The sequence below is a fragment of the Carnobacterium sp. AT7 genome (assembly GCF_000171855.1).
GTDB classification, from domain to species: domain Bacteria; phylum Bacillota; class Bacilli; order Lactobacillales; family Carnobacteriaceae; genus Carnobacterium_B; species Carnobacterium_B jeotgali.
Genome location: NZ_ABHH01000047.1, coordinates 1 through 10,534, shown reverse-complemented (window position 1 = coordinate 10,534; position 10,534 = coordinate 1). Strand labels below are relative to the sequence as shown.

General features: G+C 34.1%; 9 protein-coding genes and 2 pseudogenes. 7 read left to right on the top strand and 4 right to left on the bottom strand.

Annotated elements, in window-relative coordinates; translation table 11 throughout:
* The first annotated feature begins 77 nt into the window (after positions 1-77).
* From cbpB to CAT7_RS11415, 3 genes and pseudogenes are all read left to right on the top strand, one after another.
* Positions 78-555: pseudogene (gene cbpB, locus CAT7_RS11425) on the top strand (cyclic-di-AMP-binding protein CbpB).
* A 29-nt stretch (positions 556-584) separates the two neighbouring features.
* Positions 585-1,286, top strand: coding sequence for a 2,3,4,5-tetrahydropyridine-2,6-dicarboxylate N-acetyltransferase (gene dapD, locus CAT7_RS11420; protein WP_007725755.1), 702 nt, complete (start codon positions 585-587; stop codon positions 1,284-1,286).
* A gap of 80 nt (positions 1,287-1,366) precedes the next feature.
* The gene (locus CAT7_RS11415; RefSeq protein WP_007725754.1) at positions 1,367-2,506 is read left to right on the top strand and encodes an N-acetyldiaminopimelate deacetylase; all 1,140 of its coding nucleotides are present in this window, start codon (positions 1,367-1,369) and stop codon (positions 2,504-2,506) included.
* Positions 2,507-2,553: 47 nt separating this feature from the next.
* On the opposite strand, the gene CAT7_RS11410 is transcribed toward CAT7_RS11415, so the two are convergent.
* Genes CAT7_RS11410 through CAT7_RS11400 form a run of 3 tightly spaced genes read right to left on the bottom strand, consistent with a single transcriptional unit; the run spans position 2,554 to position 5,773 of the window.
* Positions 2,554-3,702, bottom strand: a complete 1,149-nt coding sequence (locus CAT7_RS11410) for an MFS transporter (RefSeq protein ID WP_007725752.1) — start codon at positions 3,700-3,702, stop codon at positions 2,554-2,556.
* Positions 3,677-4,834: an MGDG synthase family glycosyltransferase gene (locus CAT7_RS11405; protein ID WP_007725750.1), complete on the bottom strand. Its 1,158-nt coding sequence runs from the start codon at positions 4,832-4,834 to the stop codon at positions 3,677-3,679. Before CAT7_RS11405 ends, CAT7_RS11410 begins: the two co-directional genes overlap by 26 nt.
* A gap of 36 nt (positions 4,835-4,870) precedes the next feature.
* On the bottom strand, positions 4,871-5,773 hold the full coding sequence (locus tag CAT7_RS11400) for a mechanosensitive ion channel family protein (protein WP_007725748.1): 903 nt from the start codon (positions 5,771-5,773) through the stop codon (positions 4,871-4,873).
* Between the two features lie 368 nt (positions 5,774-6,141).
* On the opposite strand from CAT7_RS11400, the gene CAT7_RS11395 reads away from it, so the two are divergent.
* Positions 6,142-6,573, top strand: coding sequence for a DUF948 domain-containing protein (locus CAT7_RS11395; protein WP_007725747.1), 432 nt, complete (start codon positions 6,142-6,144; stop codon positions 6,571-6,573).
* Positions 6,574-6,642: 69 nt separating this feature from the next.
* The gene (locus CAT7_RS11390; protein ID WP_007725746.1) at positions 6,643-7,314 is read left to right on the top strand and encodes a YtxH domain-containing protein; all 672 of its coding nucleotides are present in this window, start codon (positions 6,643-6,645) and stop codon (positions 7,312-7,314) included.
* A gap of 89 nt (positions 7,315-7,403) precedes the next feature.
* On the opposite strand, the gene CAT7_RS11385 is transcribed toward CAT7_RS11390, so the two are convergent.
* Complete coding sequence (locus tag CAT7_RS11385) at positions 7,404-8,498, bottom strand: M24 family metallopeptidase (RefSeq protein ID WP_007725745.1); 1,095 nt, start codon at positions 8,496-8,498, stop codon at positions 7,404-7,406.
* Positions 8,499-8,718: 220 nt separating this feature from the next.
* Here CAT7_RS11385 and ccpA point away from each other — a divergent pair, with 220 nt between their 5' ends.
* Positions 8,719-9,729: a catabolite control protein A gene (gene ccpA / locus CAT7_RS11380; protein WP_007725744.1), complete on the top strand. Its 1,011-nt coding sequence runs from the start codon at positions 8,719-8,721 to the stop codon at positions 9,727-9,729.
* A gap of 145 nt (positions 9,730-9,874) precedes the next feature.
* Positions 9,875-10,534: pseudogene (locus tag CAT7_RS11375) on the top strand (transposase); the annotation flags it as partial.

Here is a 10,534-nt window from a genome sequence, read left to right as displayed (position 1 = left end):
TCCAGTTTTTGCTATCTTTGCCACTTTTAACGTAAATAGTACTTGGATTTAGTATCTCAAGGAAGGAAATGAAGATAATGATAGGGAAAGAAATTGGAGAAATGTTACTGGAAACAAAGAGAATTTTTGATTCCAGCGGATAGAGTTGCGCATGTCCAAATGAACAATCGGTTAAACCATGCGTTATTAGTGCTTACAAAAATTGGTTATTCCGTAATTCCAGTGTTAGATCATGATTATAAAATTAAAGGACTCATTTCTATGCCGATGATCGTTGAAGCCATTACAGGATTAGAAGACATTGACTTTGATAAATTAGGCGAAATATTGGTATCTGACGTGATGACTACTGATTTTGCTGTCATAGATGATCCCTATGATTTGGAAGAAGTTTTACATTTATTAGTTGATAATGCATTTATATGTGTGGCAAGTGATGATGGAAGCTTTGTAGGCATCATTACTAGAAGTGAAATTTTAAAAGGCACAAATCGCATTGCACATGAGTTTGAAAATAAATATGATGTGACTCGAAAAGCGGAACGTTCGCATTAAAGAGTTACAAATTAGTCAGGAATGATGAAATGGATGCTAACGAAATCATTGAATTTATATCAAAAAGTGAAAAGAAAACACCTGTAAAAGTTTATTTAAAGGGTAACTTAAGCAAATTGAATTTTCCAACTTCAATTCAAAATTTCACAACGGATGAAGTGGGAACTATCTTTGGTGAATGGAATGTGATCGAACCTTTTTTAGAAGAAAATAAAGAATGGATTGAAGATAAAGTAATTGAAAATGATCGTCGTAATTCGGCTATACCTTTAGTAGATATGAAGCAATTTAATGCTCGAATTGAACCAGGGGCCTTTATACGCGATCAAGTCGAAATAGGCGATTCAGCTGTTATCATGATGGGTGCTGTTATCAATATTGGAGCTATTATCGGTGAGGGAACAATGATTGATATGGGTGCTGTATTAGGCGGACGAGCAACTGTTGGTAAAAATTGTCATATTGGTGCAGGTACCGTGCTAGCAGGTGTTGTTGAACCAGCTAGTGCTCAACCGGTTATTGTAGAAGATAATGTATTAATTGGCGCGAATGCTGTCGTACTAGAAGGTATTCGAATCGGAAAAGGTGCCGTTGTTGCAGCAGGAGCTATTGTCATCCAAGATGTTGCACCTTACACCGTTGTAGCAGGGACACCAGCTAAAAAAATCAAAGACATTGATGAAAAAACAAAAAGTAAAACAGGACTAATTGAGGCTTTACGCGATTTATAGAAATAAAATTAAAAGAGCGTGAAACAGAAAAGAGCAATCCGTTTCTGTTTCAGCGCTTTTTTTAGAAGAGGGTAGAGAAGATGACACAAGAAAATCCTTTTATCCAAATGCGAAGAGAATTGCATTTGATTCCTGAAATTGGTTTAGAAGAATATAAAACGCACGCTTATTTGTTGGCTAAGATTAAAGAGTTGCCACAAGAAAATTTAGAAATAAAAACATGGGAAACCGCTATTGTTGTTCGAGTAAAAGGCAGTATAGGTGAAAAAACGATTGGATGGAGAACCGATATAGATGGTTTGCCAGTTACAGAAGATACAGGTTTGTCTTTTAAATCTACTCACGAAGGAAGAATGCACGCCTGTGGTCATGATATGCATATGTCCATTGCTTTAGGATTATTGACGTATTTTAGTTCTCACCAAACTATAGATGATTTAGTCTTTATTTTTCAACCTGCTGAAGAGAATGTGAGTGGAGCAAAAATCATTTACGATAGTGGTTTTTTAGAGGACTATATGCCAGATGAAATTTATGCATTACATGTAAAACCTGATTTGCCAGTGGGAACTTTAGGAACCAAAGTTGGAACATTATTTGCTGGGACATGTGCAATCGATGTAGAATTTCGCGGTGTAAGCGGACATGCTGCCTACCCACATGAATCGAACGATATGATAGTCGCTGCAAGCCAATTCATCAACCAAATTCAAACAATCATCAGCCGAAGTGTTAACCCAATGGAGGGTGCAGTGATTACGCTAGGAACGATGCATGCTGGAACAGCCGGAAATATTATCAGCGGGTATGCTAGTCTTTCTGGGACTATCCGCACGTTAACTTCTGAGATGAGTGAGCTAACACAACAAAGAGTAAAAGATATTGTTAAAGGAATTGAGTTGTCTTACAACTGTAAAATTTATTTGGATTTAGACCAAGCTGGGTATTACCCTGTCGTCAACAGTGAGGTAGAAACGCTATCTTTTATTGATTATATGACTAAAAAGCAAGGCGTCAATTACAAAGAAATGGGAACAGAAATGACCGGAGAAGATTTTGGTTATTATTTAGACAAAATTCCTGGAACAATGTTTTGGTTAGGTGTCGACAGTCCTTTTGGGTTGCATCATCCTCAAATGACACCACAAGAAGAAGCGATTCCTTTTGCAATTGAACATGTAGGAGATTTCTTAGAAAAGAAAGCCAATAGACAATTATAAATAAAAAAACTTCTCTTTAAAACCATTTGGTTTTAAAGAGAAGTTTTTTATTTAAAGACTAAGTATAGCAAACTGATTAAAAGGAACAGAGAAGCACTGACAATGACTGTGATACTTGCGCTATAAGTAGCAAGTAAGCCCCCAATAATAGGACCAAGCATAGTTCCAATACCTTGAAAAGATGAAATAATACCCCAACTAACATTCTGGTCTTCTTTGGTAATTTTAGTAGCAACATAAGTATTCCAAGCCGGTAAAAAAAGGGTGTATGCAATCGACATGGAGGCGACTAAAAGATAGACAGTCAGAATAGACGGATTAAATGTAGTGGAGATCAGCGTAATTCCAAAAAGCATAAATCCTCCAATAAAAAGAGGACGTGGTTTGAAATAATCAACTAACCGACCAAGTGGCTGCATAAGAATTACAGCTGTTAAACCAGCGATAAACAATAAACGAGTATAGTGATTATAAGAAAAATGAAGGTCTTGCAAAACAAAGGTTGGTAAAATTGGAATCAACATTCCAATTGAAATACTCTGCATTAAGGTTCCAGGTAAAATTAGGCGACTTTTTTTTAAAATGGAGAATGTCTTTTTTAAGATAGTTGTTCTATTTTGTGTATCAGATTGTTGATCAGGATGACTGCCGGATAAACAAAAACTGATGTATGCTCCTATTATAAAGAGCGGCAACAGCCAATAGGAGACAACTAAGTTAATATTCATTAAGTAATTCATGACTATAACGCCACTTGCCATGCCTAGTATCCAGCAAAAGTAAATTAACCCCATATTTTTCCCTCTGGAACCTGAACTAGCTTTAGCTAGAAGTAAGATCCAAAGGGGACAAGCACCAAACCCTAATAAAATCGAAGCGAAAACAATAGCGATAGCATTAAACTGAAATAAAGGAACAATGATAAAAGAAATAAAAATCAATAAAAATGATAAGGAGATGACTTTTTGGATACCAAAGCGATTCATCAAAAAGCCTATTTGAAAATTTGAAAAAGCTTCACTTATATAATGTAAACTAATAGCTAAACCAACCAAAGCTAGAGTGAATTGAGTTCCTACTGCAGCCTGAACGGGTAAATAACTAAGAATAAAGGCAGCACGAACGTACTCAACAAGTATTAAGGAGAGAAGCAAAAATAAAAAATTTCTATCAATTTTTAATCTCTTTAGAATCATGAAAAGGCTCCTTGTAAAGAGTAGGTTTGTCAATCAGTGTTAAGACTTTATCAACAATAAGTGCAGAGGCATGCGGATGGAAATGATTTTCCATTTGTTTTGTTAAACTTTTTGATAAAAGGGGCTGTTTTAGTAAAGTTAAAACAGCTGGAGCAATTTCATCCTCTGATTTTGTGACAATAGCCATTCCTTCTCTTTCGAAAAAGCGCGCATTATCTTTTTCTTGTCCAGGAACAGCAGGCGTTAGAATTAAAGGAATACGAATTGCCAAAGCTTCTGAAAGAGAAATTCCGCCAGCTTTCGTAACCATGATATCCGATTGGTTCATTAAACTAGCCATATTTGAAACATACCCAAGGATCGTTATATTGACATCATTTTCATAGTCTTGCATAAGTTTATTGAAGAGTAGCTTATTAGAACCGCAAACAACCGTTATATGCAAGTCTTCTTTAGACTTTAACTCGTCAATAATTTGACCCAAATCTTTTAGCACACCATGTGCGCCAGCCGAAATTAATAATTTTTTTATTTGGTTTTTACTGTTTTTCTCAGGAAGAGAAAGTTTATCATAAGCGTAAAATTCTTCTTTGATAGGTATACCAGATATGGTGATTTTATTTTCATTTATTCCAGTAGCGGTTAATTCGTCTTTTAAGCTATTACAAGCGACAAAAAAATAATCGATGCTATCTGAAATCCACCGTGTATGCAAACAAAAATCAGTTAACACATTTATAAATGGCGTCTCTGGTTTAGAACGTTGCTTGTAAATAGGCAAAGCCTGCATTGGAAAAGTATTGATAACTAAATCAAATTCATTTTCTTTCATTAACTGACTGATTCGCATGTAACCATACTTATCGATCATTCGATCAATTCTAAAGTCCGTTAGCCTATAATCCGATTTGTAATAAAGAAAGCCGTAAATATTTTGTCCTTTAGAAAAACTTTTGATATACAATTTTCTAGTAACATTTGTCAAAATTGGATGAGCTTCATAAAATAAATCAGATGTAACGATATCCGTGATGCCGCGTTTATTTAATTCCGCTATTAATGATCGCGTTACTTCTAAGTGGCCGTTTCCGTAACTTCCTGTTAAAATTAATATTTTTGGCGCTACTGACATTAATAGTTGCCTCCTTTATTTAAGCTGAAAAAATTGCTACTGCATAACTTTAAGTGGGTTAGTGGGTATTTCAATGCCTTCTTTTGCTAACGCAGTGACATAGGCTTGAGAAAAAGCATTTTTTATCTCAAATTCATGTCCATGTAAAGCAAATAGCACAATTCGTATCCCATAATAACCATTTCCAAGATCAATCAAACCTAAATTATTAGGAGGTTCAGTAATATCAGGGTATTGAGGAACGAGGGCATCATTAACATTTGTGATAACCGAATTGACTTTTTCTAAATCAGCATCAGGTAAAAGGCGAATATCGATTTGAGCACGCATATCTTCACGGGATTTATTGCTCACAATCGTAATATAACGATTTGGTACAAAGTTAAGCGTTCCGTCAAAACTTTTTATTTTAGTCGTTTTTAAATTCACATCGACAACAACACCTGAAACGGTATCTAACTCCACGACATCACCAACATCAATTTGCTTTTCAAATAGAAGAAAAAACCCATTTACTATATCGCTGACAAAACCTTGTGCTCCAAGAGACAGTGCTAAACCAATCACACCAGCCCCAGCAAGTAGTGTACCAACGGGAATACCAATTGCTGAAAGAATCGCATAGAATAAGAAAAAGCCAACAAAGGATTGAAATAAATTTTTCGACAAATTATATAGTGTATTCAATCGGTTTGTAGAAATATCTTTTTTCTTACGGTAATTTTCAAATGTCCGTTCAATAAAATAATTTCCAATTACTTTTATAATGTAAAAGAAAATCGTGAAAAATATGATTTGGATGGCACTAGCTGTTACTGTAGCAATAATATTGTGCCAATCAATTGAATTCCAAAATTCCGAAAAAATATTAGTTTGTTCTGTTAAAGTATCAACGACATCGACTGCAATTGAACTATCTAATTGATTACTGCTGTCCATAAACTAAATACTCCTTTAAATATATATTTCTATTTAACTGTTCTTTAACATAGTAACAAATATTCAAACAAAATTATAGTCGCAGCTGTATTAAGAAAAACCTAAATTTTTTAACTAAAGTGCATAAATAAGAATAAATTAGATTTTGCTAAAATAACAGGGTTAATAAAAAAAGAAACTGTGAAAGTATTCGGTTTCATATTATTTGATGTAAAAAAAAAATAATGGTATTCTATACGTGTAGAACATATTTTATATTTAGGTTGAAGAATTTGGTGATAAACAAGTAAATAGTTAATTAAGTTTGTTTGGTCAACCGAATTTATTTACCTTAAAAATTAGAAAATAGAAGGAAGTGAGGGGTTCATATGACAGGTGGAGAAATTGCAGCACTGATAGCTGCTATAGCATTTGCGGCATTAGTTGTGTTTTTAATCATTGTATTAATGAAAGTCTCTAAGGTAATTGGAGAAGTCCAAACAACGGTTAATGAAGCTAATAAAAGTATTAGTGTTTTAACAAAAGATGCGGATAGTCTTCTGATTGAAGTAGAAGGGTTATTAAATAAATCCAACACGACATTAGATGATGTAAATGGAAAATTAGGTAAAACTGATCCATTGTTCAGGGCTATTGGCGATCTAGGAGCTACTGTTTCAAGTTTAAATGATTCGACTCGTAACTTAACGACACATGTTGCTGGAGCGACTAAGAGAACAGCTCAAACAGGTGTAGTAACTAAAGTCGGTAAAACGGCATTAAATATGAATAAAAAACGTAAAAATAAAAAAGAAGTATAAATTAAACAACCATTAACCATTAAGAAATTAAAACATTCATAGTGAATTGAGAAAAGGGGAGAACTATATATGGCAAACAAAGGTGGATTTCTTTTAGGAGCAATCGTAGGAGCTGCAGCAGCAGGAATTACGGCTCTATTATACGCACCAAAATCTGGTAAAGAATTACGTGAAGAGTTAAATCAACAAACAACTAATGCTAAAGGATCTGCTAAAGAATACGCTGATATTGCTAAAGAAAAAGGCAGAGAAATGAAAAATGTTGCTAAAGATGCATCAGAAGACATCAAAATTAGCCTGAAAGAATCAGCTTCTCAAATGAAAGAGCAGTTGACTCGTGCATCAAAAGATGTAGGTGAAGGTTTAACTGATCTTAAAGAATCAGCAACTGAAGTAGCAAAAGATGCAAAATCAACAGTTACAGATGTAGCTCAAGAAGCAAAATCAACAGCTACTGAAACTGTAGAAGAAGTTAAAACGACAGCCAAAGATACATCTGAAGAAGTGAAATCAAAAGCAAAAGATGGCAAAGAAGAAGTTGACGAAGTTTCTACTAGCCTAAAATATGATGGTACTTCTTTAAAAGAAGAAGTTGAAAGAAACACAATGGACTTTGCTTATGATCAAGAACAAGCTAAAGAAGGTCCTGATTACTCAACAGCAAATGTTAACACAGAACAAACTAAAGAGAACGGAAACGCAAACGAACATAAATCTACAAATACAAATGCAGGAATTTAATTTTACAGAAAAAAGCAATGGGCTTCATAGTCCATTGCTTTTTTTTCTGTAGTTGAATAAACAGATATTAAATTTTTGAAATTGTCTATTTAAATTGAAGTGTATACGTTTGGCGTATGAGTGAAAACTTTGCAACCATCCTTCGTGACAACTACACAATCTTCTATACGAACACCAGCGACTCCTGGCAAATAGATTCCCGGTTCTATTGAGAAACACATGCCCTCTTGTATAACGAAACCACTATCTTGCATTATAGAAGGGAACTCATGGACTGAACTTCCTAAACCATGGCCTAAACGATGAGTGAAATAGGGTCCATAACCTGCTTTAGTGATAACGTCACGAGCAAGTCTATCTAATTCACCAGCAGTTATGCCAGGTTTAACTGCTGACAATGCAGCATGATAAGCTTCTAATACAATAGCATAAATTTCTTTAGCCTGTTTTGAAGGTTCTCCAAAAGCGATAGTGCGAGTAGCATCACTAGTATATCCATTATAAATAACACCTAAATCAAATAAAACAAACTCATTTGATTGAACCTGTCTTTTACCTGGAGTACCATGTGGGCTGGCTGCGTTGTCACCAGTTAAGACCATCGTTTCAAAACTCATTTCTTTGATTCCTTCTTTTTTTAAATGGTATTCAATTTCTGCTACAATTTCTTCTTCAGATATGCCTTCTTTTATTGCATTAAAGCCAATTTCAAAAGCTCTATCAGCCCATTTGCCGGCCTCCATCATTTTATCAATTTCTTCAGGAGTTTTAATCAGCTTCATAGACTGTATTTTAGGTGTAATATCTAAAAAAGAACCAGCTGAGAAATAGGATTGAAGTTTTTCAAATCGACCAACCGTTAAAAAATCTTTTTCAATTGCAATACTGTTAAGATCGCTCTTGCGAGACTTGAGGTGATGAGCAATAAGAGACCAAGGATCTTCATTGTCTAGATAACCATAAACAGCATGCGGCCATTCACTTTTTAGAGCATCGCCTTTTTCAAGTTCAGGTGTGAAAAGGAAAGGTTCCTCTGTTGCAAAAACAGCCAAAGCTAAAATACGCTCATGGGGATCACTTTCATAACCGCTTAAATAAGCAATAGTATTGGGTTCATTAATAAAAGCCATATCTAATTCTTCTTTGACTAACCATTCTTGTAATTTATCAAGTTGTTTGTTCACAATAATTGTCCTACCTTTCTAATAATACGTGAACTAATTGTATCACTAATGAAAATGGTTTTCTCAAAGAAAACTAAAAAAGGATATAAAATTTTAAAATGAAAGAAATTATGAAATTTTCATGAAAACGGAAATGAAACGCTTGCATTGAGAGCGTAAATTTGATAAATTGGTACTATACAAAAAGTAAACGAATCTAACTACTTGAAGGAGCTTAATTATGGAAAAACAAACCATTACTATTTATGATGTTGCAAGAGAAGCAAATGTTTCTATGGCAACTGTTTCACGTGTTGTAAACGGCAACCCCAATGTAAAACCAACTACTCGAAAAAAGGTATTAGAAGTTATTGACCGTCTAGACTACCGTCCAAATGCTGTTGCTCGTGGATTGGCTAGCAAAAAATCAACAACAGTTGGTGTTATTATTCCCGATGTAACAAATTTATATTTTTCATCTTTGGCTAGAGGAATCGATGATATTGCATCAATGTATAAATACAATATTATTTTAGCTAATTCTGATCAAAATGATTTAAAAGAAATTCAAGTATTAAACACACTTTTAGCAAAACAAGTAGATGGAATTATTTATATGGGTCATAAAATTTCAGATGAATTAAGAGCAGAATTTTCTCGCTCAAAAACACCAGTTGTTTTGGCAGGAACAGTTGATCCGGATGAACAAATGGGAAGTGTCAATATTGATTATGAAGCTGCAACAGAACAAACGATAGCACAATTGATTGCTAATGGACATGAGCGTATTGCATTTGTTTCTGGATCAATTACTCAAGAACCTATAAATGGTATTTACCGCTTAAAAGGATACAAAACAGCTTTAGAAAATGCAGGTATTGCGTATGATGAAAGCTTGATTGTTGAAACAGATTATACATTTGCAGCTGGAGAAGAAGCTTATACTAAGTTAGCTGAAGCAGGAGCAACTGCCGCATTTGCTGGTGACGATGAAATTGCTGTTGGAATTATGAATGGTGCTTTAGATCATTCAGTTAAAATACCAGAAGAATTCGAAGTAGTTACTGCAAATAATTCTAAATTATCTGAAATGGTAAGACCAAAATTAAGTACTATTACTCAACCATTATATGATATTGGTGCTGTATCTATGCGTTTGTTAACTAAATTGATGAATAAAGAAGACGTAGATGAAAAAACAATTATTTTGCCTCATAATATTGCAAATAGAGGAACAACTAAACAAAACTAAAAAAAATAAGAGGCTGGGACAAAACCTAGCTAAAAAGCATCCAGAAAAGTTTAAATGACTTTTCTGGATGCTTTTTATAATACAAAAAGAAACCCCTTTGATATAATGTAAATAACCACAAATACAATTATCGGAGGGGTTTCTAATGTATAAAAAATATACCACGAATCAAACAAGCTTGCCAATAGAATTGTCTTGTTTATTGTCTCCAAACCATATTATTTTTGAAATTCATGAATTTATTGAATCAATGGACAACACGTTGTTTTCTCAACTTGATTCTTCCGAGGGAAGACCTGGTTATCATCCAAGGTTACTAATAAAAGCACTTCTCTTTGCTTATTCAGAAGGGATTTATTCTGGCCGGAAAATTGAAAAAATGATGACGGAAAACATAGCCATGATGTGGGCAGTTAGTAACGAAGTTATCTCCTATCGAACAATCAACCGATTTCGTTCTTCTGAAAATTGCCAAAAGTTATTACCTGAATTATTTACTGAATTTACGGTTAAACTCAAAACAGAAAATCTTATCTCTATGAATGAACTATTTATAGATGGAACTAAAATAGAGGCTAACGCCAATAAATATTCCTTTGTATGGAAAAAAGCTATAGACAGATATGCAACTTCTCTCAGAATGAAGACGAAACAATATTTTGTAGACGAAATTCAACCACTGGTTGAAGAATCTATGGTGATAGATGATTTAGAGGATATTTCTATTGGCGAACTTGAGATTTGACACCCTAATCGAAAAGAATCAATCAATTGACTACTGATATTGAAGATCATCCTGTTCATG

What these genes read in the sequence shown, in the direction of transcription:
- dapD (WP_007725755.1), top strand. Translation starts at nt 585, where the DNA reads ATGGATGCTAACGAAATCATTGAATTTATATCAAAAAGTGAAAAGAAA.
- CAT7_RS11415 (WP_007725754.1), top strand. Translation starts at nt 1,367, where the DNA reads ATGACACAAGAAAATCCTTTTATCCAAATGCGAAGAGAATTGCATTTG.
- CAT7_RS11410 (WP_007725752.1), bottom strand. Translation starts at nt 3,702, where the DNA reads ATGATTCTAAAGAGATTAAAAATTGATAGAAATTTTTTATTTTTGCTT.
- CAT7_RS11405 (WP_007725750.1), bottom strand. Translation starts at nt 4,834, where the DNA reads ATGTCAGTAGCGCCAAAAATATTAATTTTAACAGGAAGTTACGGAAAC.
- CAT7_RS11400 (WP_007725748.1), bottom strand. Translation starts at nt 5,773, where the DNA reads ATGGACAGCAGTAATCAATTAGATAGTTCAATTGCAGTCGATGTCGTT.
- CAT7_RS11395 (WP_007725747.1), top strand. Translation starts at nt 6,142, where the DNA reads ATGACAGGTGGAGAAATTGCAGCACTGATAGCTGCTATAGCATTTGCG.
- CAT7_RS11390 (WP_007725746.1), top strand. Translation starts at nt 6,643, where the DNA reads ATGGCAAACAAAGGTGGATTTCTTTTAGGAGCAATCGTAGGAGCTGCA.
- ccpA (WP_007725744.1), top strand. Translation starts at nt 8,719, where the DNA reads ATGGAAAAACAAACCATTACTATTTATGATGTTGCAAGAGAAGCAAAT.